The organism is Acinetobacter sp. 70_2 (assembly GCF_056736115.1).
Genome location: NZ_JBWZIP010000012.1, coordinates 315,832 through 341,918, shown reverse-complemented (window position 1 = coordinate 341,918; position 26,087 = coordinate 315,832). Strand labels below are relative to the sequence as shown.

The following is a 26,087-nucleotide window of genomic DNA, read 5'->3' as shown; positions in this document are numbered from 1 at the left end:
TTTTTATAACTAATATGAAGTGAGAAGTATTTCACACTCATCACTTCATTTATTTTAATTAAGTTTTATCAAGTTCATGAGCAAATTCAGCAATATCGGCCATCGCATGTTTTGCTTCATCGAACCACGCATTAAACATTTGAAAGTTATGCCACATACCTGTGTAAAGCTTAAAATGTACTTTGACACCTGCTTCTTCAGCTTTTTCTCTAAAGCGTTTTGCATCGTCTAATAATATTTCTTTAGAACCGACCTGAACTAATGTTGGCGGTAAACCTTCTAAGTTATCAAAAATGGGCGAAACACGTGGGTCATCTGCTGCAATATGGTTGCCAATATAATGTTGAATACCAATTTGCAGGGCTTCAAGAGAAAGTAGGGCATCATGTTTTTGGTTAAATCTTAAAGATTCACTGGTTAGGGTTAAATCTAAAAAAGGTGATAATAAAATTAAACCGCTTGGCATGAGTTCAGGTTGTTCTTTTAAGCGTAAGCAAAGTGCCAAAGCTAAATTGGCCCCACATGAGTCACCCGATAAAATAATATCTTTGGGTTGGATACCCTGAACTAATAACGATTGATACACGTCATATAATGCTTCGATTGCTTCAGGATATGGATGTTCGGGAGCAAGCGGATAGTCCACATGAATAATTTGCATTTGAGTACGGGCTGCTAAATCCGTCATGAATGCATGATGTGTTTTGACACTGCCAAGAAAAAAAGCGCCGCCGTGAATATGAAAAATAAGCTGGGTTGCTGAATCCTGAGCTTTAATCTCTTCACCTTTGACACCCGCAAGTCGGATCGGACGAACAGTTACATTTTTTTGTTTTGGAAATGCTCGGCAAAGTTGTTCAAGCATAGGACGCAGGGCAGTTGGAGGTAAATTCAACTGACTTGGCTTGCGAATTGCTGTTTTAAGAAATGTTTCTGTTAAATAATATTTTAAAACGCTTGGTATATTCATATAGTATCCGCTTATGTTAATAACTTGTTTCCCTATAAATTTTATTTTTCAAGGTTACAAGGTTACACGAAACAGTCACATTCAAAAATTGCAATATCGTTGCGAGTTTTGAATACTGAAGTCTTGAAAGACCCAAGGATATTACAAAAATGAAAAAGATTGCTTTAGCTTTAGGACTTGTTGGTATGGCTGCATTTGCCAATGCGGCTGACCCACTAAACGGAACGGTATGGAAAACGATTGATGACCAAACCAATAAGCCCAAAGCCGTAGTAAAGTTTACGGAACAGAAGGATGGAACCTTAACTGCAACCATTCAAAACATTTTGACACCAGGTGAAGAAAATTCGTGTACAAAATGTGAAGGCCCGTACAAAAACAAACCGCTTAAAGGTGTGACCATTGTACATAATCTAAAAAATGTAGGTGGTACCAGTTATGAAAACGGTACAATTTTAGACCCGAAATCTGGCAAAACTTACAAATTAAAAGGTGAGTTGGCTGAGGGCGGCAAAAAGCTTAAATTGCGTGGCTATATTGGTGTTTCAGCATTGGGTCGCAACCAAACTTGGATTCGTGCGAATTAAAAGTTTAAATAAAAAAACGAGCCATTTGGCTCGTTTTTTTATGCATTTAAGTTTTGATAAGCAGTTTCATCAAAACCTACCAGAAAACCTTTAGAGGTCTGTAGAACTGGTCGTTTAATTAAGCTTGGCTGAGCAATTAAAGCTTCGATAAGATGATCTTCACTGCTTAATGCACGCGTCTGTTCATCCTCAGATAGTTTTCTCCACGTGGTTCCTTTCTTGTTGAGAACGGTATCTTGTCCAATTTCTTTTAACCAGATTTTCAAGGTATCGGCATCGATCCCTTGTTTTTTATAATCGTGAAATTCGTAGCTCAAACCTTTTGCTTGTAAGGCATCAAATGCTTTTTTCATTGAATTACAGTTTTTAATACCATAAATTTTTAACATTTTATCGGACCATGTCAAAAAGAAAGAACACACAGCCTAACCCAAAATGCATTTGAGGACTACTTTATACAGATACTTTTAAAACAAATGAAAAATAATGATTAAAACAATAAAGAATGTCATGTTATTGTCATAAGACAAGGTAATAATGAACTCAATAAGAAGAATCTAGAAAACTAAAAGAACTTAGCGCAAAAAATAAGAGATAGAAAAGAGAAAACCCGCATTTAATCATCCTGATCATGCGGGTCTCATTTCAACGTCCATTGTCACATCCTTGCAAATAAACTTAATCTAAGTTTATTTTATCTTCCTACGGCGTCCTATCCTTTTGCGTCATCCTGACTGCTTCCCTGTGCCGTGGGGCTATAATGCCGTTAAACGTGTGTAAGAAAAATACTCAAAAACGACATGTGTTGTAAGCAAAAACGACAATGCAAGTGAACACTTGTTCACTTACTCTTGAATTTTATAGTCGATAATCACAGGGGCATGGTCGCTAAACCATTGATCTTTATAGACCCATGCATTTGTTGTACGTGTTTTCCAGTCTGGTGAACAAGCTTGATAGTCAATACGCCAACCTACATTTTTCGCACGCGCTTGACCGCGATTTGACCACCATGAATACAACTCTGCTTCTGTTCTCACAACACGGAAAGTGTCTACATAGCCAAGTTCATCATAAATATGGTCAAGCCATGCACGCTCATGCGGTAAACAGCCAGACGACTTCTGATTACCCGACCAGTTTTTAATATCAATTCGTTTATGAACGATATTGTAATCGCCACAAATAATGATGGACTTATTCTCATCACGCCATTGTTTTAAGATTTTTGCGTATTCACCTAAAAATAAATCTTTACGTGCTTGCGCTTCTTCACCACTTGAGCCCGAAGGTAAGTATAATGATGCAATATGTACGGGATGTGACAAACCTAAATCGAATTCGGCAGAAATGAAGCGGCCTTGGCTATCGGCCAACTCGAACCCTAAACCATCTTTAATAGAGACAAAGGGTAAGCGGCTATAAATTGCGGTACCTGCGTAACCTGCACGCTCTGCTGGAAAAAGATGGGTATGCCATCCTTCGGGTCTAAACTTTTCAGTCCATTGTTCATGGGTAATGCGGCTTTCCTGCATGCATACGACATCGGCATCGGATTGTTCTAACCATTCAAGTAAGCCTTTCGTTACTGAAGAACGTAAGCCATTTACGTTAATGGAAACGACTCGAAGAATTTTTACATCACTTGGATACTGATCCTTTGGTATCATGCGAAAATTTAACCTCAATTGTGAATTTGGAGCACCTCATGACAACGCCTGTGTCATTTAACCCGCAAGCATTTATCGAACTCGCATTATCACGCGGTGTGCTTAAATTTGGTGAGTTTACTTTAAAATCTGGACGCGTGAGTCCTTATTTTTTTAATGCAGGCCTACTCAACGATGGTGAAGCTTTATCTCTTTTAGCACAAGGCTATGCTGATAAATTAACACAATGCGAAAATGTTGATGTGATTTTTGGCCCAGCTTATAAAGGTATTCCATTTGTAGCTGCGACTGCTGTTGCTTTGTCGCAAACACATAACAAGAGCGTGCCATGGGGTTTTAACCGTAAAGAAGCGAAAGATCATGGCGAAGGTGGTGTTTTAGTAGGTGCTGCGGTTGAAGGTAAAAAAGTCTGGATTATTGATGACGTAATTACTGCAGGTACAGCGATTCGTGAAGTGGTAACGATTTTGAAAAATGCGGGTGCAACCATTGCTGGTGTTTTGGTTGCGCTAGATCGTCAGGAGCGTGGCCAAGGTGAGCTTTCTGCAATTCAAGAAGTTCAAAAAGAATTAGAAATACCTGTGCATGCCCTCATTACCATGAAGGACTTAATGGATTATTTAGATGGAAAAGACGAAAAAGAAGCTTTAGCCAATATGCAAGCTTACCGCGAGAAATATGGAATTTGATTTTTAATAATTTAAAGAGGAAGCGTAAAGCTTCCTTTTTCATTATTAATTTTTCTTAAATGAAATATGAATAATGCAGTAAAAACCCTACGAAATATTTGTTTCTCTGTTAAAGAACATAAACTATTAACTAATAATTTGATTTTTATTACTAAATAACCTTTTGATTTTTTATTTTTTGGTCCATTTTTATTATAAAATTCATATGAAACATATATCAATATTTAAGACTTAAAATTGATAATTTGAAGTGTTTTTTTTCTTTTTGGTAAAATATATAAATTACTGATGAATAATAAAATTTAATAATTTTTATTTTTAAAAAATTGTCCTAAGTTATTGATCTTGACGAATGCTAGAAATCAGCTCATTTATATATAAAAGCTTTAAAAGATGTAGAAAATTTTCCAGTTTTTCATTTCATAAGGATACGAGGTGGAGATATGGCAGTTTCAGGATATTCATCAGCAACTTCCGCTTTACCAGGAAGTTCAATAAGTTTTTATCTCAGTACTGATTCACCTGGGATAACCAGTTTAACCGTAGAGCGTATAGGAACAACTACAGTATCATCAACACTCTCTACAACTCTTTTTACCCGATCACTTCCTGCAACAAACCCATGGGAAGGATTCGGTTGGCCAGTTTCAGTAACGTTTAATATCCCTTCGAATTGGCCTCCTGGGCTATATCGGCTAGCTTATTCGGGACAGGACGTACTTACTTTTGTGATTCGACCAGCCACTCAAGCAGCGGTTTCAAAAGTTCTTTTACAAATCTCATTTTTAACACCAACTGCTTACAATCCAGCGGGCGGTAAGAGTTTATATGATTTCAACAGCGGAGGGGCGGGGACTCGTGCGAGCAAAGTTTCCTTTAACCGATCAGGTGGTACTCCTGCAAGTAACGGGCCTGAGTCTATACTTATTCGTTGGCTTGAAACAGAAGGGATACCGATCGAATATTGTTCGAGTGTGGACCTTCATAGTATCTCAACTCTACTCACTAATTATGATTGTTTGATCATTGCAGGACATGATGAGTACTGGACGCGAGCAATGAGAGACCAGACAGAGCAGTTTATTGCCAATGGGGGGAACGTGATCGTACTCTCTGGGAATACTTGTTATCGAGCCGTAAGGTTAGAACAAGGGAATCGTATGGTTGTTTTCTACAAATATGCTGGTAATGATCCTAACTTAAATGCTTATGATACAACTGTAGCATGGGCAGAACCACCATTAAACCGGCCACAAAATTCATTTCTTGCTAGTGGTTTTGCTGATGGAGCTTATTGCGGAACATCATCAACAGTAGCATATACTATTCGGTTTCCAGGACATTGGGTGTTCAACGGTGTTTCCCCGGCAACTACAACTTCAGCATTTATGACCTATGAGGTTGATGCTGCAGCTTATGTGGATGAAGTAGAAGGCTATCCCCGTGTTACAGGCGATCAAAATACACCTCTGACTACGACTGTACTAGCTTCGGCAGACATGCGTTCATGGACTGGCAAGCCTGGACGTGCGACAATGAGTATATTTTCTCACAATGGCACAGTTTTTAATGCCGGGACAACGGATTGGTTATCTGTTTTGGGAAGTGATTCTGTTGTAACTACGATCACACGTAACGTATTTTCTCATCTCAAACAACGTATAACATGGGATTGGGAAAATATTGGTTATGCGTATAATTCTCGTGCCCTTACAGCACTGTATGGAAAAATTTTCATAGCCACATCACAGAATAGGCTTGCTCAACGTTACCCACTTGGCGCAGATATACCTTGGCGTGATATTAGTTATGCGAATTATGTCAGTGCAATGGCAGCCCTTGGAGATACCCTTTACTGCATTACAACTGATAATCAACTTTGGTGGTATCCTGCTTCTGAGGTGGGGCAAGCTTGGACTTCGATGGGGGCTGGACCTAGTGGCGGAACCAAGGCATTGGCTGCCACAGGTGGGATGCTTTATGCGGTCGATAATCTAGGAACACTGTGGAGAGCGCCTGCAACCAGAACAGCACCATCATGGGTAGCGATGACAGCATTTACGCAAGATGCAACCATAAATGCAATGACTGCATATGGGGATATCCTTTTTGCTTCGACTACAGATAATCGCTTGTTACGTACAAATTCAGACTATATTAGTGAAAGTACTGCTTGGGTATATATTCATCACTGTAATTATTCTGCTGGTCTGGCAGTCGTTGAATCAGTACTCTTTGTTGCTACAACGCAGAATGTTCTTTGGAAAATTGATCTTTATGGGCTACGCCAGCCTTAAGATGACACAAAAACAGTATCTAAAACAAAAGGCATACCTCTAAAATAGGGGTATGCCTTTTTAATATTTACTTAAAACTGATAATTCAAACGCAATAACACATTACGTGGTGTGCCTGGCATGCTGTCTGAACGCCAGTACTCTTTATTGTTTAAATTGTTCACCGCAAGTGTGACATTCCACGGGTCTGCACTATACCCAATCGCCGCATCGACACGGTTAAAGCCTTCCATTTTTACCTGATTATTAATATTTGGATAATAAGACCCGACATAGGTCACGCCCACTTCGGTATACCACTGTTCAGTTGGTAAATAGCGAACAAATAAATTACCCGTATTTTTAGAAGTGTTGGCTAAATAATTGCCTTCTCGCTCAGGGTTTTGATTGTCTTCTTTAACTTTGGCATCGGTATAGCCATACCCACCGCGAACAAAGACATTATCAAGTACACGGCCAATAAAACTAAATTCGAGACCACGAGATTGATGTTGACCAGCAGTTGCCCATACCTCTGGTTCACTGTCAGGGTTCGGTTTATAGCGAATATTATTTTTACGAATATCAAAGACAGAAAATTGAGTATTTAACCGATTATCTAACCATTCACTTTTTACCCCAACTTCATATTGCTCGTTATATTGAGGCTCTTTATCCATTTTTGTGACATCGGTGCTGCCAGTCACTTGGTTAACACCCATTTGCCCTCCAAATGGTGCAAAACTCTTAGAGTAAGACGTATAAAAGCTATGCTCTGGAACGGGTTGCCATACCAAACCCATATTTGGGCTAAAGCTACTGTCTTTTACATTACGATGATCATTGTTAAGTTTATTGGTAGTTGAAAAGTCAAAGTAATCATAACGTAGGCCCATCATGAGTTTGAGTTGGTCATTTAGACCAATTAAATCTTGAATAAATACGCCGTAAGTTGTGCCTTCATTATAGTTATGCTGACTAATTTTTAATGGGCCATTGCCACGACTGTACTCTCGTTCACCAGTGATTGGATTAACGTAACCATAAATGGCCGACCCATTTTGAGTTTTATTGGCTAGACGTGGTTCTCGTTGTTCATACGTCCAGTCTGTACCGACCATAATTTGGTGTTCAAGCTGGCCTGTCTTGAACTTTCCTTTAATATCAAATGTATTGGTTGTGGTCTTGTTGCTGGTTTGTTGCCAGTAGTAAATTTGATCGATGTAACCTTTTTTTGTACAAGTCTCATTCTTTGAGTTTTTTCCATCTAAACCACAATAAGTTCCAAAATAAAAGTGGTCAAAGTTCTGTTCTGCTTGTCGGTAACTTGCCGCCCAGTGGAAGTTCCAATCAGGCGCATATTCATAATTCACATCGGTACGAACGACTTGCAAAATATCATCAACATAATCAGCGTCTTGGGAAAATCCCATTTTAATTGAAGTTCCCGCAGGCAAGTTGTCACGTGTTGGCCCACGGTCAGGAACTCGACCTAATTTGTCATAGGTATATTGTGTGGTCCAAGTGAGTGTTCCATCGTCATTTTTATAGGTAAAGCTTGGAGAGAGCATCTCAATTTTATTTTTGATACCTGAGCGGAAGCTACCTGACTCGCCATATTCACCAGTTAAACGTATTGCTAAATTGTCATTAAGTACTTGGTTGATGTCAGCGGTTGTTCCGTAGTTATCGTATGAACCCGCATATGCGCCAACTGAGCTTTTAGAGTCAAAATTGGCGAACTTACTCACCATATTCACAACGCCGCCACCAGCACTACGGCCATATAAAACAGAAGCGGGGCCTTTTAAGATTTCGATACGTTCGATATTTGCTGTACTACGACGTACTTGTCCGCTTTCACGTATGCCATCACGGTAAATATCGCCTGTGTCAGCACCAAAACCGCGAATCGTGATGCCATCACCGCGCATATCGTAACTGGTTGATACGCCAGGGGTGCCTTGCAACATAACGCTTAAGTCATTTGATCCATAAATTTTATATTTCTGCACATCAATGGTATCAATGGTTTGGGGAATATCTTTTTTGTCTAAACCATTACGTGTGACATTGGCTTTATCATAGTCGATATAGCTTTTAATCGGGTCTAGCTCACTCATAGCCTCAATTTTTATGGTGGGCATGGTAGCCGCCACTTTCGATGATGAGTCAGTCAAGTCTTCTGCATAGGCACCTTGAATATTCAAAATCATTAAACTGAGTAAGCTCAGCGGGAAAAGACGCTTAATTTGGGGAGATGATATAGAAATTCTTAACATAAAAATAAAATCAGTTAACAAAAATAAAAGTATAAATGATAATTATAATCATTTAATTGTTCAGAATAAAAGAACTATTGCCTGCAAAATTACATTGATTGTTTTTTAATAATTGATTTTTAAAATATAATTTATTTATTAAAAATTCGATTGAATGAAATGATTAGTTTTATTTATGAATAGGGTTTTGATGAGGGTACTTTATGGCTAAAAGTACCCGGGGAGTTAAGCATTGTTTTTGAGAACATCTAAAATATCCATTTCTGGATCATAATTTTCATCAATTGTTTTGCAAATGGCTTGCCCCACAATGACTTGAGTACCGTTAAAGGTCATGGTTGGTGCTTCATGTAATTCCCAACCGTGATTGAGTGCTTTAGTCACTCGTGCACAAAAGGCTGAGTCATCGGGGCCAGTTAAATAGCGATAAAGTTTCATGTTTAGCCTTTAAAAATAATATTTTATGCTCATAGTTTAACTGAATTTACTTAAATTCCCGATCAAGAAATAACAGATAATGATTTACCGAAATTAAGAAAAACCAGTGAAAAATCTCAGCTATACTCATGCTAATTTAAATTTTAAGAAGAGCTTGAGCATGCGTGTACTTGTCGTCATGGATCCGATTGAAACCGTAAACCTTAAAAAGGATTCAACCATGGCAATGTTGTGGGCGGCGAGCCGTCGTGGACATGAATTAGGTTATGCATTACAGCAAGATTTATATATCGATCAAGGTAAAGCTTACGGTTTAATCTCTCCTTTAGAGGTCTTTGAAGATTACAGCCATTACTATGAGCTAGGTGAAAAGAAAAAAGAGTCTATTGCTGCTTATGATGTTGTGCTCATGCGTAAAGATCCGCCTTTTAACATGAATTTTGTCTACACGACTTATGTGCTTGAGCAAGCTGAGCGTGAAGGCTCATGGATTATTAACAAGCCTCAATCACTGCGCGATTGCAATGAAAAACTCTTTGCTACGCAATTTCCAGAGCTACAAGTGCCTACACTTGTGACATCACAGCAGAGCTTGATTCGTGAATTTATTAAAGAACATGGCGATGTGATCGTTAAGCCGCTTGATGGTATGGGTGGGATGGGAATTTTCCGTTTATACCAAGATGGTGTAAATATTGGTTCTACCTTGGAAATGCTGACAGAATTAGGTACTCGTCCAATTATGGCACAACGTTATATTCCTGAAATTGTAGAAGGGGATAAGCGTATTTTAATGGTAAATGGTGAGCCTATTCCTTATTGTCTAGCCCGTATTCCGCAAAATGGTGAAGTGCGCGGGAATTTGGCGGCAGGTGGTTTAGGTCAAGCACGACCACTTACTGAAAATGACAAGCAGATTGCAGCGAAAATCGGGCCTTTCTTACGCGAAAAAGGTTTAGTTTTTGTAGGCTTAGATGTGATTGGTAATTATGTCACTGAAATTAATGTCACTAGTCCAACCTGTATTCGCGAAATTGATGCTCAATTTGGTACATCAATTGCCGATGATCTATTTGATGTATTAGAAGCTGGCCGTACAGCTTAATTATTTATTTCAGGTGATTTTCAGCGGTATTTATTGGAAATCACCTGAAAATATATGAATTAATAAAATAACAATACTAAATACACCACAGCTTTGTAGGCATATTTTCAAAAAAGCACATCTTTCTGTTATAAACGAGTGAAATTAGCTTTTCGTTAATGAAGCTTTAGGATTAAAATAAACGGCTACAAAAATAGATGACAATTTCCATTGTTTTTTGAGTTGAAGAATTAGACCGTGACCGATTCACAGCAAAGCAAACCCAAACATGTCATGATGATGGCTGCCGGTACAGGTGGACATGTTTTTCCAGCCCTCGCCGTAGCCAAACAACTTCAACAACAAGGTTGTCAGGTTTCATGGTTAGCCACGCCAACAGGTATGGAAAATCGGTTATTAAAAGATCAAAATATTCCAATATATCAAATTGATATCCAAGGTGTTCGTGGCAATGGATTAGTCCGTAAAGTTGCTGCACCTTTTAAAATTTTAAAAGCAACTTTTAGCGCAATGCGCTATATGAAACAGCTTAAAGTTGACGCGGTAGCTGGCTTTGGTGGTTATGTTGCAGGCCCTGGTGGCTTGGCGGCGCGCTTATTAGGTATTCCTGTTCTTATTCATGAACAAAATGCGGTTGCTGGTTTTACCAATGCACAGTTATCACGCGTGGCTAAAGTGGTGTGTGAAGCATTTCCAAATACTTTTCCTGCTAGCGAAAAAGTGGTAACGACTGGAAATCCGGTACGTCGCGAGATCACTGATATCTTAAGCCCAAAGTGGCGTTACGATGAGCGTGAGCAAGCGGGTAAACCCTTAAATATTTTAATTGTAGGCGGTTCTTTAGGTGCAAAAGCACTCAATGAACGTTTACCTCCAGCATTAAAACAACTTCAAGTTCCACTGAATATTTTCCATCAGTGTGGTCAGCAACAAGTTGAGGCGACTCAAGCTTTGTATGCAGATGCGCCAGCAAATTTAACTGTACAGGTTTTGCCTTTTATTGAAGATATGGCAAAGGCGTATAGCGAAGCAGACCTGATTATTTGTCGTGCTGGAGCACTCACAGTAACAGAGGTTGCAACCGCTGGTGTTGCAGCAGTTTTTGTACCGCTTCCAATCGCGGTAGATGACCATCAAACTGCAAATGCTAAATTTCTGGCCGATGTCGGCGCTGCAAAAATTTGCCAGCAATCGACCATGACACCAGAAGTTTTAAATCAATTGTTTACCACGTTGATGAACCGCCCATTACTTACAGAAATGGCAGTGAAAGCGCGTCAACATGCCCAACCAAATGCAACTCAGCATGTGGTTGATCTTATTCAAAAAATGTAATCGGATTTACTATGTCTCCAATAACAGCTGCAAACCAAGCAAAAAAATTGATTAAAGTGCCTGAAATGCGCCGTATCAAACACATTCATTTTGTGGGTATTGGCGGAGCAGGTATGTGTGGTATTGCTGAGGTGTTAGCTAACCAAGGATATAAAATTTCCGGTTCAGATATTAAAGCTTCTAAAACTACACAACAATTAGAAGAAAATGGCATTAAAGTCTATATCGGACACGAAGCAGAAAATATTAAAAATGCCAATGTGCTTGTGGTTTCAACTGCAATTGATCCGGAGAATCCGGAAATTAAAGCAGCAATTGAACAACGTACTCCGATTGTACGTCGTGCAGAAATGCTCGGTGAGCTTATGCGTTACCGTCATGGTATCGCAGTAGCAGGTACACATGGCAAAACCACAACAACGAGTTTGTTAACCACTATGTTGGCTGAAGAAAACCTTGACCCAACTTATGTGATTGGTGGTTTACTTAACAGTACTGGTGTAAATGCAGCACTTGGTGAAAGCCGTTTTATTGTTGCTGAAGCTGACGAATCAGATGCATCTTTCCTTTATTTACAGCCAATGGCAGCGATTGTAACCAACATCGATGCTGACCATATGGACACTTATGAAGGTAGCTTTGATAAATTAAAAGATACCTTTGTACAATTCCTGCATAACTTACCGTTTTATGGTTTAGCGGTAGTTTGTGGCGATGATGCAAACGTTCGTGAGATTTTGCCACGTGTAGGCCGTCCAGTTATTACATATGGTTTTAACGAAGATAATGACATCCGTGCGATTGATGTAGAGCAAGATGGCATGCGCTCGCACTTTACGGTATTACGTAAGGGCCGTGAACCGTTACGTCTAACGATTAATCAGCCTGGTTTACATAATGTTTTAAATGCTTTGGCTGCAATTGGTGTTGCTACCGATGAAGGTGTTTCAGATGAAGCAATTAGCCGTGCATTAAAAGGTTTTAGTGGTGTTGGACGTCGCTTCCAAGTACAAGGTGAATTTGAGCTTGGTGAAGGTAATGTGAAATTAGTCGATGACTATGGACACCACCCGAAAGAAGTGGAAGCTACAATTAAAGCTGCTCGTCAGAGTCATCCTGACCGTCGTTTAGTAATGCTTTTCCAACCACACCGTTACTCTCGTACTCGTGATTGTTTTGATGACTTTATTGAAGTTTTATCTCAAGTCGATCAATTATTATTACTAGAAGTTTATCCGGCTGGGGAAAAACCAATTGTTGGTGCAGATAGCCGTACTTTGGCGCGTAGTATTCGTTTGCGCGGTCAGGTTGAGCCGATTTTGATTGATCCGGTTGACGGTAATTTGCAAAACATCATGCAAAATGTGTTACAACCAAATGACTTGTTATTAACGCAAGGTGCAGGTAACGTGGGAGCAATTTCAGTAGAACTTGCACAGCATCATTTGTATGTGAAATAAACAAAAAGTATTGAATTATCGGGTTAAGGATTTAAACGTGTCAAATGCTACAAAATTCGGCAAAGTTGCTGTGTTACTTGGTGGAAAATCGGCTGAGCGTGCTGTGTCTTTAGATAGTGGTCAGGCAGTTCTGGACGCTTTGTTACGTTCAGGTGTTCAGGCTGAGGCATTTGATCCGCAAGACCGTAGCGTAACTGAACTTGTAAACTATGACCGCGCATTTATTGTATTGCATGGTCGTGGTGGTGAAGACGGTCAAATCCAAGGCGCGCTTGAGTGGTTACACATTCCTTATACAGGAACAGGTGTACAAGGTTCTGCAATTGGTATGGACAAGGTCAAAACCAAGCAAATTTGGCAAGGCAGTGACTTACCAACAGCACCGTATCGCATTATTACTAAAGAAACTGACCTAGATTCAGTCATTGCTGAATTAGGTTTGCCTGTCATTATCAAGCCTGTACATGAAGGTTCAAGTGTAGGCATGAGTAAGGTTGAGAAAGCTGAAGATTTTGCAGCAGCAATTGAAAAAGCAACTCAGCACGATGCTGTAGTGATGGCAGAAAAATGGATTACGGGTCGTGAATTTACGATTTCATTCTTAAATGGTCAGCCTTTACCTGTTATTCGTTTGCAGCCACCAGCAGATGTTGCTTTCTATGACTATGAAGCAAAATATCAACGTAATGATGTCGAGTATGGTATTCCTTGTGGTCTCAGTGAGAGCGAAGAGAAAAACCTACAAGCCTTATGTTTACGTGCTTTCCAAGCCGTAGGTGCAGAAGGTTGGGGCCGTATTGATGCAATGCAGGATGAGCAAGGTAATTTCTGGCTTTTAGAAGTAAATACCGTACCAGGTATGACCAGCCACTCGCTTGTGCCAAAAGCAGCTAAAGCTGTGGGTTATAGTTTTGATGAATTGTGTGTTGCAATTCTTGAGCAAACATTGGAAGGTACGGCTTAAATATGGCACAACTTCCGGCTTCCATGCGCCGTAAACGTGCGGCGATTACCTCCATTCATGAAAAACCGCCTACGCGCAAGCAAAAGCTTGCCAATGCTGGCGGATGGGTGTTGCTGGTTATTGCCTTTTTAGTCTTGGCAGCCGGAATTTACGGTCTATATAAAGTTATTACTGATGCAACTGTCGCAAAACTTGAAGTGGTAGGTTCAACAACTCCGGTTGAGAATCAGCAAGTGATGCGATATGTGCAACCGATTGTAAAAGATAATTATTTCACGTCTGACTTAGAACAGATTCGTGATAAAGCATTAGAAATTTCATGGGTAGACCGAGTTGTCGTATCTCGTGCCTGGCCAAATGGTATTCGTGTTCGTGTGATGCCTCGACATGCGATCGCCCGTTGGGGAACAGGTCGCTTATTAAGCGATGGTGGTGACGTATTTAGTGAGGCAGAACCGAGACTTCATCCTGAGCTTCCGCTGTTACATGGTCCGGTAAGCCAGTCGAAAATGATGATGCGACGCTATAATGAAATTAATCAGTTATTCCATCCTGTTAATTTGCGTTTAAAAGAGTTATATCTAACAGAGCGAATGACTTGGTTTATGCAGTTTGACTCTGGTTTACGAATTATTGTTGACCAAGACCAAACAATGAATAAATTGCAACGTTTAAGTCACTTGGCACAATCTGACCTAAAACCTGTGTGGACGAAAATCTCAGCCATTGATTTGCGATATCGTAATGGATTATCTATTCAATGGAAGAATGCAACCCCACCTAAAATTGTGAATGGTCAGTTTGTTGTAACGAGTGATGACACAAGCATTGCAGGTGGTGCAAAAGCAAAGCCATAATACGTGGCTTTAAAATAGGCAATTTGCCTGGTATTAGACAACAAAGAAATGGTATGAGTGATGAGTGAAGCTGTTCCCTCAGTTGTTGCGATTGACATTGGGACGCATAAAGTTTCAGTTTTGATTGGAAAAATTCATGCGCCGGATAACATTCAGGTTATCGGTATGGCAACTGCTCGCAATCGAGGCATGAACAAAGGAAAAATTGTAAGTCTCGATAAAGTCATTGCTGCGATTAAAAACGCCGTTGCTGAAGCGGAAAATATGGCCGAATGTCGCATTCATAGTGCGTGGGTATCAATTCCGAGTACCGAGCTGCAAAGTTTCTATGCTTCTGGACGCACACCTGTTGCTAATCCAGCACATGTGATTACAACCAATGAAGTTGTACGTGCATTAGAGTTAGCAAAAGCAAGCCATGTAACTTCTGACTACTATTTAGCAAGTGCTGTCCCGTTAGGGTTTGAGTTAGGCGACTCTGCTGAATGGGTTCAAAACCCAATCAATATGACCGCTCATAGCATGACTGGCCACTATCAACTCATGATGATGCCGATTGCTACTATGCAAAACCTTGATCGTGCCATGAAAGGTGCGAACATTGGTGTAGAGAAAATGGTGGTCTCTTGCTTGGCTACGGCTGAAGCAAGTTTGCTGAAAGATGAAAAAGAATATGGCGTTTGTCTAGTTGATATTGGTGCAGGTATTACCAATCTAGCAGTTTATTTAGATGGCCGTTTGGCTTTAGCACGTACATTACAACGTGGTGGTGAGCATGTGACACGTGATATTGCTGCTGTGTTGCAAACAACCACTGAAGAAGCTGAACGCATTAAAATTCTGCATGGCTGTGTTGATCTAAGTGCTGTTAAGCCTGACCATATGATTCAGGTACAGGGCATTGATGGGCCTCAAACGATTAGTCGTATTGAGTTATCAGAAATTATTATTGCTCGTTATGAAGAGATTTTCAGCCAAATTCGCGAAGAACTCGAACAAAGCGGTGCAATCCATGGCCTATATCATGGTGTTGTATTGACAGGTGATGCTTGCCAGATTGAAGGTATGGTGAGTTTAGCGCGTCGTATGCTAGGTGTATCTGCTCATTTAGGTAATCCACCGTTACAGGTGTATGCTGATGATCAGCATCAAGCTGCATTACGCCGATCAATGTATGCGACAGCAGCTGGTTTGCTTATGTTTAGCCAAAGCGAATTACAAGAAGCTGTTGAGGAACCTGAAGAGGGGAATGACCGTTCGGTATGGGAACGAATGGTGAATGGCTGGAATGCGTTTAATAGCAAACTTAAAGCCATTTTTTAGGATGTATGGATTTATTGGTAGAATTGTTAGGAAGTTGTAAGAGAAAACCACTGTACTTGACAAGGTTTGTATTGCACAGCATTCTTAAAATTAGTTATTTTTGAAAATCAAGGCAGTATACGGGCTGAAGTGACTGCCATAATGTATTAGGAACCCTAAAGGTCATGGCCTCATTTGAATTTATAGAAGATGAACTAAACGATGGCAACGGTCAAGCCCGTTTCACTGTATTTGGTGTAGGTGGCGGTGGCGGTAATGCCGTTCAGCACATGGTACAGTCTGATATTCAGGGTGTTAAATTCGTTTGTGCCAATACAGATAAACAAGCACTTGATTGTATGAATGCCCCTTTCAAAATTCAGTTAGGTGAGCAAAGTACACGTGGTCTAGGTGCTGGTGCTAACCCTGAAGTAGGTCAGGTTGCCGCAGAAGAAAGCCGTGAAATTATTCGTCAGCACCTTGAAGGAACTGACATGGTATTTGTAACCGCTGGTATGGGTGGTGGTACAGGTACTGGTGCTGCTCCGGTTGTTGCCGAAGTTGCTAAAGAAATGGGGATTTTGACTGTTGGTGTTGTAACAACTCCATTTAACTTTGAAGGTCGTCGTCGTCAAAAATCTGCTGAGCGTGGTATTGAAGCGCTTGAAGCACATGTTGATTCATTGATTATTATTCCTAACCAACGTTTATTAAGCGTGTATGGTGATATTTCAATGAAAGATGCCTATAAAAAGGCAGACGATGTATTGTTAAACGCTGTACGTAGTATCTTTGACCTTGTTGTTAACCGTGGTCACATTAACCTTGACTTCGCCGATTTGAAAACTGCAATGAGTACTCGCGGTTATGCAATGATGGGTGCTGGTTTAGGCCGTGGTGAAGACCGTGCGCGTCAAGCTGCTGAACAGGCAATTCGTAGTCCACTACTTGATAATGTGAATATTATTAATGCGAAAGGCGTGTTAATTAACATTACAGGTGGTGATGACATCACGTTACGCGAAACTGAAATCATTACTGATGTGGTTAACCAAATTGTTGACCTTGATGAAGGTGAAATCTTCTACGGTACGGTATTTGATCCAGATGCGCGTGATGAATTACGTGTGACTGTTATAGCTACTGGTTTAACACGTAATGCAGCTGATGCAGAACCAAGAAAGCGCAATACAGTAAGCCATACCGCAACTCAATCTGCACAATCTGTAGATGAAGATGATGTTCCGGCAATTAATAAACGTCAAAATGCTGAAAATGATGTGAATAATGCACCAAGTTCATCACCGCGTTCTTCGCCAATGAGTATTCAAGATTACTTGAAAAATCAGCAACGTAAGTAATTTAGCGTTCAATCTATTAAAAGGCAGTGTATAAACACTGCCTTTTTTTATTTTTGATCAATGACTAAATATGCTAACGTATAGCGGTTTTAAAAAAGAAGTTACAAAGCATGGTGAAACAACGTACTCTCAATCGTGTGGTAAAAGCGAGTGGAATAGGTCTTCATAGCGGTCAAAAAGTGATGATCAATTTCATTCCACATACCGTGGATGGAGGTATTGTATTTCGCCGTATCGATTTGGATCCACCTGTCGATATTCCTGCCAATGCATTGCTCATTCAAGAAGCATTTATGTGTTCAAATCTTGTCACTGGCGATATTAAGGTCGGGACAATTGAGCATGTAATGAGTGCGATTGCGGGTTTAGGTATTGATAATTTAATCGTAGAAGTATCAGCATCTGAAGTTCCAATTATGGATGGTAGTGCTGGACCATTTATTTATTTGCTCATGCAAGGTGGTTTGCGTGAACAAGATGCTCCGAAAAAATTTATAAGAATATTAAAGCCAGTTGAGGCTTTAATTGATGATAAAAAAGCAATTTTTAGACCGCATAATGGTTTTCAACTTAACTTTACCATTGATTTTGATCATCCTGCCTTTGCCAAAGAATATCAGTCTGCGACTATCGATTTTTCGACCGAAACATTTGTGTATGAGGTCAGTGAAGCACGAACTTTTGGCTTTATGAAAGACTTAGATTACCTCAAAGCAAATAATTTAGCTTTAGGTGCAAGTCTGGATAATGCCATTGGTGTAGATGATACAGGTGTTGTGAACGAAGAAGGTTTACGATTTGCTGACGAATTTGTTCGACATAAAATTTTAGATGCAGTAGGTGATTTGTATTTACTTGGTCATCAAATTATTGCCAAGTTTGATGGTTATAAGTCAGGACATGCTTTAAATAATCAGCTATTACGCAATGTTCAAAGTGATCCGAGTAATTATGAAATTGTAACATTTAATGACGAGAAAGACTGTCCAATTCCATACGTGAGTGTGACATAAGTCATTGTCTTTATTTGGCTACGTTATAATGTAACAATGAAAATTGTGATTTTAGTCACATAATAAGAACGATTCTAATTAAGGAATAGAAAGCTCATCATTTTTTATTGCTTGCCAAACGTAGTAAAGCTTGGCTAAGCTTAGGGTCGCTCACGAAGTCGGCAGCACTACGTAACATTTCTTGTGTTTCCGGGGGGATGGATTTAGAAGGCTCAGATGGGGGCGCTGTAGAAATAGTTTTATTTCTTAGGCGAACTTGAATTCTTTGTAGGTCTTTTAGTCCTTCAAGTTGAGATAATTTAGATATATATTGGCTCTGTAAATAGCTGAGTTGACTAATCATTGCCTGATTTTCACCAGTAATAATTAAAGTGCCATTTTGATAACACACGACCTGCCATTGTTCCGGTTGGGGCAATAAGGGTTGGATTATTTTCGTAAGTCTTTGCCATTGCGCGACTTGCGTTGTTAGAAACGTAAGGTTTCCTGTTTTTATGTGTTTTCCGGATTGTTGAAAAACGTTATCGGGTTTAGACATTGATCGTTCTCGAATGGTTTCTTGTCCTAATCTTAAGCGTTCACTTCAACCGATATCAAGGAAGAGATCATAAGGAACTTGAGTAAGAACAGTTTCAAGAGGTTTTTATGCACACGCGTCGTATTTTATTAGCGTTTTCACTTGCCGCTTCGGCAGCATCGGTTGCTTTTGCAGATTATCAAAATATTAACCAATCTACTGACTCAGATCGATTGGAACAGTTATCAAAAACATTATCTCAAGGTTCATATACGCATCCTGATGATTTGGATCTTCCGGCAAGTGCTAAAGTTTCAGTCACTTTACGCCCAAAAACAGTTGAGCTCAACAATGACTCACTGGCAAAAAAATATGGTCATACGACCGCTAAAAGCTCTTTCAATGCCTCTTCTTCAAATCCTTATTCTTGGCTAGTTTCTCATCCTCTTCCTGATAGCGTACGTGTTTCTTCTAACTTTGGTGGCCGTACCATGGGTGGTCGTGCAGAGCATCACGGTGGTTTAGATATGTCTGCGCCAAGTGGTACACCAATCTATGCAACAGGTCCTGGTATTGTAACTAAATCAGGCTGGGGTACAGGTTATGGTCAATATGTTGAAATTAACCATGGTAATGGTTATTTAACACGCTATGCGCACGCTTCACGTTTAATGGTTCGTGTGGGTGATCAGGTTTCTGCTGGTGACCATATTGCTAATGTGGGTTGTACAGGTCGTTGTACTGGACCACATTTACACTATGAAGTAGTTAAAGATGGTCAACGTAAGAATCCATCAACTTACTTAGCAATGTTGCCTTAATTGCATTTCTTAAAAGATCAAGGTTATTGAATTTGTGAATCTGAAAATGAACATAAACCTTTCTTAACGCAATGATCGTATAAAAAAACGCCAATATTGGCGTTTTTTTGTTATTTTGACTCATGCTCGGTCAATGACTATTCATTCAGAAAATAATAGGGCCCCCTCACATTCACCCGTGGCAATAACTTGAGAGGGGCAAAACGTGGTAAAAATACAAAGTAGATTAGAGAACAAGGAACAGGTGAATTATGGCGTTTTACGGTGACTCCGACGCACAAGAAACCCAAGAATGGCAAGATGCATTCGATTCAGTTTTACAACATATGGGAACTGAGCGAGCGGCATTCTTGTTGGAAAAACTTTACCAACAAGCAATTGCTAAGCATGTTCCAATTCAACGTCTCAATACACCTTACTTAAATACAATTTCTGTTGAAGAACAACCTGCAATGCCAGGCGACCAAGATATGGAACGCCGTATTCGTGCATTGATTCGTTGGAATGCCTTAGCAATGGTACTTCGCGCGAATAAAACAGGTGATGATTTAGGTGGTCACTTGGCGAGTTTCGCATCAAGTGCAACATTATATGACGTAGGTTTTAACCATTTCTTCCGCGCAAACAGCGATAACTTTGGCGGAGATATGATTTATTACCAAGGGCACTGTGCTCCTGGTATTTATGCACGTTCATTCCTCGAAGGACGTTTAACTGAAGAACAGTTAAGTAATTTCCGCCGTGAAGTTGGCGGTAACGGTTTACCAAGCTATCCACATCCATATTTAATGCCGGACTATTGGCAATTCCCAACGGTATCAATGGGTCTTGGTCCAATCATGTCGATTTATCAAGCACACATTCAAAAATATTTGATGAACCGTGGCTTGATCAAAGAAGAAGATCGTAAAGTCTGGGCATATCTCGGCGATGGTGAAATGGATGAGCCAGAAAGTACTGGTGCAATTTCACTTGCTGGTCGTGAAAAGCTAGATAACCTCATTTGGGTAGTTAACTGTAACTTACAGCGTCTAGATGGTCCTGTACGTGGTAACGGTAAAATTATTCAAGAATTAGAATCTTTATTCCGTGGGGCGGGCTGGCGTGTCATTAAAGTGGTATGGGGCCGTCATTGGGATCCACTACTTGCAAAAGACAGCACAGGCGCTTTAAAAGCGGTAATGGAAGAAACTGTTGATGGTGAGTACCAACGCTATCAAGTAAAAGGTGGCGCATATACACGTGAGAAATTCTTCGGCAAGTACCCGGAAGCTGCGGAACTTGTAAAAGATTTAAGCGATGAAGACATCGATAATCTCAACCGTGGTGGTCATGACCCGTACAAGGTTTTTGCTGCATATGCAGAAGCAATGAAAGCTAAAGGTCAACCAACAGTTATTCTTGCGAAAACTGTTAAAGGTTACGGTTTGTCTGAAGAAATTGAAGCGGTGAACAAAACTCACCAAATCAAGAAAATGCAGATCGACTCTTTAAAATATGTACGTGATCGTTTTAACCTGCCATTTACAGATGATAAGTTAGAAGAGCTCCCATTCTATCGCCCAAGTGAAAACTCTCCAGAAATGAAGTACATGAAGGCGCGTCGTGAAGCATTAGGTGGTTACCTACCTGCGCGTCGTCGTGAGAGTGAAACTTTAGCGATTCCTGAATTATCTGTATTTGATGCAGTGTTAAACGGTTCAGGTGGTAAAGAACAATCTACTACGATGGTAATGGTGCGTTTAATTGCTGCTTTACTTAAAGAAAAAGCAATTAAAGACCGCGTAGTACCAATCGTTCCAGATGAAGCACGTACTTTTGGTTTAGAAGGTATGTTCCGTCAGCTTGGTATTTATGCCGCTCACGGTCAAAAATATACTCCAGAAGACCAAGAACAGTTAATGCATTACCGTGAAGCAAGTGACGGTCACATGCTTCAAGAAGGGATTAACGAAGCTGGTGCGATGAGTGCATGGGCTGCGTTAGCGACAAGTTATTCAACGAATAACTTGCCAATGATTCCAATGTACATGTACTACTCAATGTTTGGTTTCCAACGTATTGGTGACATTGCATGGGCAGCTGGTGATGCGCAAGCTCAAGGTTTCTTGTTAGGTGCAACTGCTGGTCGTACAACATTGAACGGTGAAGGTTTACAGCACCAAGATGGTCATTCACATATCTTGGCGAACACGATTCCAAACTGCGTATCTTATGACCCATGTTTTGGTTATGAGTTAGCTGTAATCGTACATGACGGTTTAAAACGTATGTATGTGAACCAAGAACGTGTGTTCTATTACTTAACAGTAATGAACGAGAACTACGAGCATCCTGCAATGCCAGAAGGTGCTGAGGAAGGCATTAAACGTGGTATGTACTTGTTCGAAAAAGATGAAAAAGCAACTGTTCAATTACTTGGTTCAGGTGTAATTCTTCGTGAAGTGATTAAAGCTGCGAAAATCTTACGTGATGAATACCAAATCCATTCAAACGTTTGGAGTGTAACAAGCTTCAATGAGTTGTCTCGTGATGGTATGGCATGTGAAGAATACAACCGCCTACACCCACTTGCTGAAGAAGTGAAAGAATCTTGGGTATCTAAGCAGTTACGTGGTACAGAAGGTATCGTAGTTTCTGCTACAGACCATATGCGTGCTTATAGCGAACAAATTCGTGCGTACCTTCCAGATGGTCGTCCATTTGTTGCATTGGGTACAGATGGTTATGGCCGTTCAGATACACGTGCGAACTTACGTAGTTTCTTTGGTGTTGATGCTGCACATATCGTTGTTGCTACGTTGAAAAAACTAGCTGACGAAGGTGAAGTAGATGCACGTTTAGTGAAAGATGCAATTTCTAACTTTGAGTTAGATACTGACCGTCCGGTTGCATGGGCTCCACAAGCACATCCGGAAGTTCAGCCAGTTGCTGAATACAACGAAACGCAAACAGGTGAGGGGAAATAAGCATGCAAATTAAGACCCCTGATATTGGTGTAGATAAAGCAAACGTCGCTGAAATTTTAGTAAAAGTTGGCGACCGCGTTGAAGTTGACGACAGTATCGTTGTGCTTGAGTCTGATAAAGCAACTGTTGAAGTGCCTAGCACTTCAGCAGGTGTAGTAAAAAGCATCTTGATTAACCAAGGTGATGATGTGACTGAAGGTGTTGCTTTGATTGAAATCGAAGCAGAAGGTGCAGCACAAGCTGCACCAGAGCCAACACCGACGCCTGCGGCTGAAAAACCAGCTGCTCCAACATCTGCTCCACAAACTCAAGCTTCAACTCAACCTACTACCGCTACATCAACTGCAACTGTTGACGTGACTGTACCTGACATCGGCGTTGAGAAAGCATTGGTTGGTGAAATCCTCGTTAAAGTGGGTGACCAAATTGATGTTGAACAAAGTATTGTTGTTGTAGAGTCAGATAAGGCGACTGTAGAAGTTCCAAGCAGTGTTGCTGGTACTGTAGAAAGTATTCAAGTGAAAGAAGGCGATACCGTTAAAGAAGGTGTTGTTCTTATTCAAGTGAAAACGACGTCTGCATCAAGTGCACAAGCAGAAGCTCCTGCTTCTACAGCAGCTCCAGCTGCGGCCGCTGAACCAGTTGCTGCAAAGCAAGAAACTGTAGCGGCAGCTGCTACTCAATCTGGTCCAGTTGATATCAATGTTCCTGACTTAGGTGTAGATAAAGCAGTTGTTGCTGAAATCTTAGTACAAGTTGGCGATAAAGTTGATGTAGACCAAAGCCTTGTTGTGGTTGAATCTGATAAAGCAACGGTAGAAGTTCCAAGTACTGTTGCGGGTGTTGTAAAAGCAATTCACTTACAAGCAGGTCAACAGGTTTCACAAGGCGTATTGCTTGCAACAATTGAAGCTGAAGGTCAAGCACCTGCAGCAGCTCCAGCGGCAAAAGCAGAAGCTGCACCGGCTCCACAGACAGCAGCACCTAAAGCGGCAGCTCCTGCTGCGACTCAGTCTGCGCCTGTAGCATCAACATCTGGTGCTGATAAGTTAACGAAAGAGCAAGAAGCTGAAAATGCTAAAGTATATGCAGGCCCTGCTGTTCGTAAGCTGGCTCGTGAACTTGGTGTGATCTTGTCACAAGTTAAAACTTCTGGTGAGCATGGCCGTGTTGTTAAAGAAGATATCTTTGCTTATGTGAAGAGTCGTTTAACTGCACCGCAAGCGGCGGCGCCAGTTGCTGCAGCTGCACCAGCGGTTTCGGGTTTGCCAAAGCTTCCTGACTTTACTGCATTTGGTGGCGTGGAAGAAAAAGTACTGACGCGTTTGCAGCAAGTATCAATTCCGCAATTGTCGTTGAACAACTTTATTCCGCAAGTCACCCAGTTTGATTTGGCTGATATTACTGAGTTGGAAGATTGGCGTAATGAACTGAAAGGCAACTTCAAAAAAGAAGGTATCAGCCTGACGATTATGGCATTCATTATCAAAGCGGTTGCGCATTTGTTGAAAGAAGAGCGTGAGTTCGCAGGTCATCTATCTGATGACGGTAAATCAGTGCTCTTGCGCAATGAAATCCATATGGGAATTGCAGTAGCAACACCTGATGGTTTAACTGTGCCAGTACTTCGTAACCCAGACCAAAAATCAATTAAGCAAATTGCAGTTGAATTGGGTGTGTTAGGTCAAAAAGCGCGTGATAAGAAATTATCACCGAAAGACTTGCAAGGTGCGAATTTCACCATTTCAAGCTTAGGTGCAATAGGTGGCACAGCATTTACACCTCTTGTGAACTGGCCACAAGTTGCAATTTTAGGTATTTCACCTGCAACAATGCAGCCAGTATGGAATGGTAAAGACTTTGATCCGCGCTTAATGTTGCCGTTGTCATTGTCTTATGACCACCGTGTAATTAATGGTGCAGATGCAGCTCGCTTTACAAATAAACTTACGAAGCTTCTTAAAGATATTCGTACTTTATTAATCTAATGCTTTGAAATAATTGACTAAAACCTCGCTTCGGCGGGGTTTTGTTTTTGATATCTCTTTAATTAAATTTTGGGTTAATCTACAGGCTAAGCAAGGCTTATTGAGCGTGAGGAGAAATTTCTCGTTATCAGGTAAAGGAGAAATAGTAAATGTTGGGTTTCCTGAAAATTATGTTGCCCTTACTGTTGATTGTATTTTTATTGATGGGAGTATGGGTCAGTATTTTACACTTCCCGTGGGAATGGATGACTTATGTGGTGATGGGTTTTGAGGTGTTTGTCGCTACTTTGATTTTGCCCTTTGAATATCAGGCTGGAACGAGCAGTAGCCATATTGGTTTCATTCATATAAGTGCTTATTTTGCAGTGTTATTAGGTCTTGCGCGTTTATTGGTGTGGGCGTGGGTAAAATTTATTGCTTAAACGTTTGAAAAATAGAGTGACTTGAATATAATAAACGCATACTTCATTGGGGAGTAGCCGCTATTCACAGCAAATGTGAATAGGTGATGGTCAACATAATTGTTCAACAGAACATGGTCATCATAGCTTAAACGTCTCATCGTTCCTGAGTTGGCAAGACCTTTGATTTACCACTCTGCAATCATTTTATGATATTTGGCTAGCAGGAGGGGTAGGTCATAGGCATTTATGCTAGCCAGAGAACCGACATGCAAGAATTTCTGATTTCTACCTCGATTGTTGCCCTCGCTGAAATGGGTGATAAAACTCAATTGTTGGCACTTTTATTGTCTGCGCGTTTCCGTAAGCCAATTCCTATTTTAATTGCGATTCTTTTAGCAACACTCATTAACCATGGTATTTCTGCTGTGCTTGGGCAATGGATTACGACTGTGCTCAGTCCTGAAATTTTAGTTTGGGTACTCGCGGTTGGTTTCATTGGTATGGCGTTCTGGATGCTTATTCCAGATAAGCTTGATGATGAGACTGATAGTATTAATAAATGGCAAAAATTTGGTGTTTTTGGTGCAACCTTTATTTTATTTTTCTTAGCAGAAATTGGTGATAAAACCCAAATTGCAACTGTCGCTTTAGCTGCACGCTATGACAGCATTTTCTGGGTGATGCTGGGTACAACACTAGGGATGATGATCGCGAATGCACCAGCTGTATTTATTGGTAATAAATTGGCTGAACGTTTATCTATCTCGCTCATTCATAAAATTGGTGCAGCTATTTTCTTTATCGTAGGTGTTTCTACGTTAGTACAACATTATTTCTTCTAAAATACTTTTCGCTTTATATAAAAACGCATTCATTAAGAGTGCGTTTTATTGAGTGTTTAAGTAGTTAAACTTCACGATACTGTTTATTTAAGGAGATGCTAGAGGGTTGCTCAATTTATTGATGATTCATTTATAGAATAAGAAAAGTAAAATCAATTTTAAAATATTATGAGAAATATCAATCAATTCATTGCAAGTGCTTTAGAATCCCTTTATTTTAGTAGGGATATAAAAATA

22 protein-coding genes and 1 riboswitch are annotated in these 26,087 nt (G+C 40.3%); of the genes, 16 read left to right on the top strand and 6 right to left on the bottom strand.

Annotated elements, in window-relative coordinates:
- Window positions 1-58: 58 nt before the first annotated feature.
- Window positions 59-970, bottom strand: a complete 912-nt coding sequence (locus AC1PJ9_RS05455) for an alpha/beta hydrolase (RefSeq protein WP_311069954.1) — start codon at window positions 968-970, stop codon at window positions 59-61.
- A gap of 149 nt (window positions 971-1,119) precedes the next feature.
- Here AC1PJ9_RS05455 and AC1PJ9_RS05450 point away from each other — a divergent pair, with 149 nt between their 5' ends.
- Window positions 1,120-1,557 (top strand): DUF2147 domain-containing protein, encoded by a 438-nt coding sequence (locus AC1PJ9_RS05450; RefSeq protein ID WP_004704906.1) that lies wholly within the window; start codon window positions 1,120-1,122, stop codon window positions 1,555-1,557.
- Between the two features lie 38 nt (window positions 1,558-1,595).
- On the opposite strand, the gene AC1PJ9_RS05445 is transcribed toward AC1PJ9_RS05450, so the two are convergent.
- Window positions 1,596-1,946 carry an arsenate reductase gene (locus AC1PJ9_RS05445; protein WP_039245949.1) on the bottom strand — a complete coding sequence of 117 codons (351 nt, stop codon included), beginning with the start codon at window positions 1,944-1,946 and terminating at the stop codon, window positions 1,596-1,598.
- Between the two features lie 456 nt (window positions 1,947-2,402).
- Window positions 2,403-3,227, bottom strand: a complete 825-nt coding sequence (locus AC1PJ9_RS05440) for an exodeoxyribonuclease III (protein WP_049066069.1) — start codon at window positions 3,225-3,227, stop codon at window positions 2,403-2,405.
- Window positions 3,228-3,265: 38 nt separating this feature from the next.
- On the opposite strand from AC1PJ9_RS05440, the gene pyrE reads away from it, so the two are divergent.
- Window positions 3,266-3,916: an orotate phosphoribosyltransferase gene (gene pyrE, locus AC1PJ9_RS05435; protein WP_159137701.1), complete on the top strand. Its 651-nt coding sequence runs from the start codon at window positions 3,266-3,268 to the stop codon at window positions 3,914-3,916.
- Window positions 3,917-4,359: 443 nt separating this feature from the next.
- Window positions 4,360-6,213 (top strand): N,N-dimethylformamidase beta subunit family domain-containing protein, encoded by a 1,854-nt coding sequence (locus AC1PJ9_RS05430; RefSeq protein WP_311087261.1) that lies wholly within the window; start codon window positions 4,360-4,362, stop codon window positions 6,211-6,213.
- 71 nt (window positions 6,214-6,284) lie between these two features.
- On the opposite strand, the gene AC1PJ9_RS05425 is transcribed toward AC1PJ9_RS05430, so the two are convergent.
- On the bottom strand, window positions 6,285-8,474 hold the full coding sequence (locus AC1PJ9_RS05425) for a TonB-dependent receptor (protein ID WP_311087260.1): 2,190 nt from the start codon (window positions 8,472-8,474) through the stop codon (window positions 6,285-6,287).
- A gap of 225 nt (window positions 8,475-8,699) precedes the next feature.
- Window positions 8,700-8,912, bottom strand: a complete 213-nt coding sequence (locus tag AC1PJ9_RS05420; protein ID WP_311087259.1) for a DUF1737 domain-containing protein — start codon at window positions 8,910-8,912, stop codon at window positions 8,700-8,702.
- A gap of 160 nt (window positions 8,913-9,072) precedes the next feature.
- On the opposite strand from AC1PJ9_RS05420, the gene gshB reads away from it, so the two are divergent.
- The 8 genes from gshB to lpxC all read left to right on the top strand — a co-directional run bounded on the left by gshB (window position 9,073) and on the right by lpxC (window position 18,309).
- Complete coding sequence (gshB, locus tag AC1PJ9_RS05415) at window positions 9,073-10,017, top strand: glutathione synthase (RefSeq protein WP_311087258.1); 945 nt, start codon at window positions 9,073-9,075, stop codon at window positions 10,015-10,017.
- A gap of 237 nt (window positions 10,018-10,254) precedes the next feature.
- On the top strand, window positions 10,255-11,352 hold the full coding sequence (murG, locus tag AC1PJ9_RS05410; RefSeq protein ID WP_311087257.1) for an undecaprenyldiphospho-muramoylpentapeptide beta-N-acetylglucosaminyltransferase: 1,098 nt from the start codon (window positions 10,255-10,257) through the stop codon (window positions 11,350-11,352).
- Between the two features lie 11 nt (window positions 11,353-11,363).
- On the top strand, window positions 11,364-12,812 hold the full coding sequence (gene murC / locus AC1PJ9_RS05405) for a UDP-N-acetylmuramate--L-alanine ligase (RefSeq protein ID WP_033855553.1): 1,449 nt from the start codon (window positions 11,364-11,366) through the stop codon (window positions 12,810-12,812).
- A gap of 37 nt (window positions 12,813-12,849) precedes the next feature.
- Window positions 12,850-13,776 (top strand): D-alanine--D-alanine ligase, encoded by a 927-nt coding sequence (locus AC1PJ9_RS05400; RefSeq protein WP_311087256.1) that lies wholly within the window; start codon window positions 12,850-12,852, stop codon window positions 13,774-13,776.
- A gap of 2 nt (window positions 13,777-13,778) precedes the next feature.
- Complete coding sequence (locus AC1PJ9_RS05395) at window positions 13,779-14,633, top strand: cell division protein FtsQ/DivIB (RefSeq protein WP_002053744.1); 855 nt, start codon at window positions 13,779-13,781, stop codon at window positions 14,631-14,633.
- Between the two features lie 60 nt (window positions 14,634-14,693).
- A complete protein-coding gene (ftsA, locus tag AC1PJ9_RS05390) occupies window positions 14,694-15,956 on the top strand; it encodes a cell division protein FtsA (RefSeq protein WP_002053865.1) in 1,263 nt (420 codons plus the stop codon).
- A gap of 164 nt (window positions 15,957-16,120) precedes the next feature.
- Window positions 16,121-17,296 carry a cell division protein FtsZ gene (ftsZ, locus tag AC1PJ9_RS05385; protein WP_002053783.1) on the top strand — a complete coding sequence of 392 codons (1,176 nt, stop codon included), beginning with the start codon at window positions 16,121-16,123 and terminating at the stop codon, window positions 17,294-17,296.
- A 110-nt stretch (window positions 17,297-17,406) separates the two neighbouring features.
- The gene (gene lpxC / locus AC1PJ9_RS05380; RefSeq protein WP_031982274.1) at window positions 17,407-18,309 is read left to right on the top strand and encodes a UDP-3-O-acyl-N-acetylglucosamine deacetylase; all 903 of its coding nucleotides are present in this window, start codon (window positions 17,407-17,409) and stop codon (window positions 18,307-18,309) included.
- 97 nt (window positions 18,310-18,406) lie between these two features.
- On the opposite strand, the gene AC1PJ9_RS05375 is transcribed toward lpxC, so the two are convergent.
- On the bottom strand, window positions 18,407-18,847 hold the full coding sequence (locus tag AC1PJ9_RS05375; protein ID WP_263614821.1) for a DUF721 domain-containing protein: 441 nt from the start codon (window positions 18,845-18,847) through the stop codon (window positions 18,407-18,409).
- Between the two features lie 107 nt (window positions 18,848-18,954).
- On the opposite strand from AC1PJ9_RS05375, the gene AC1PJ9_RS05370 reads away from it, so the two are divergent.
- From AC1PJ9_RS05370 to AC1PJ9_RS05350, 5 genes are all read left to right on the top strand, one after another.
- Complete coding sequence (locus AC1PJ9_RS05370) at window positions 18,955-19,647, top strand: M23 family metallopeptidase (RefSeq protein WP_263614820.1); 693 nt, start codon at window positions 18,955-18,957, stop codon at window positions 19,645-19,647.
- Window positions 19,648-19,898: 251 nt separating this feature from the next.
- Entirely contained in the window at window positions 19,899-22,616 is a 2,718-nt protein-coding gene (gene aceE, locus AC1PJ9_RS05365) for a pyruvate dehydrogenase (acetyl-transferring), homodimeric type (RefSeq protein WP_311087255.1), read from the top strand.
- Window positions 22,617-22,618: 2 nt separating this feature from the next.
- A complete protein-coding gene (locus AC1PJ9_RS05360) occupies window positions 22,619-24,604 on the top strand; it encodes a 2-oxo acid dehydrogenase subunit E2 (protein WP_311087254.1) in 1,986 nt (661 codons plus the stop codon).
- 149 nt (window positions 24,605-24,753) lie between these two features.
- Entirely contained in the window at window positions 24,754-25,026 is a 273-nt protein-coding gene (locus tag AC1PJ9_RS05355) for a hypothetical protein (protein WP_311069948.1), read from the top strand.
- A gap of 36 nt (window positions 25,027-25,062) precedes the next feature.
- Window positions 25,063-25,259, top strand: a riboswitch (yybP-ykoY riboswitch).
- Window positions 25,260-25,274: 15 nt separating this feature from the next.
- Entirely contained in the window at window positions 25,275-25,850 is a 576-nt protein-coding gene (locus AC1PJ9_RS05350; protein ID WP_004711493.1) for a TMEM165/GDT1 family protein, read from the top strand.
- Window positions 25,851-26,087 lie beyond the last annotated feature (237 nt).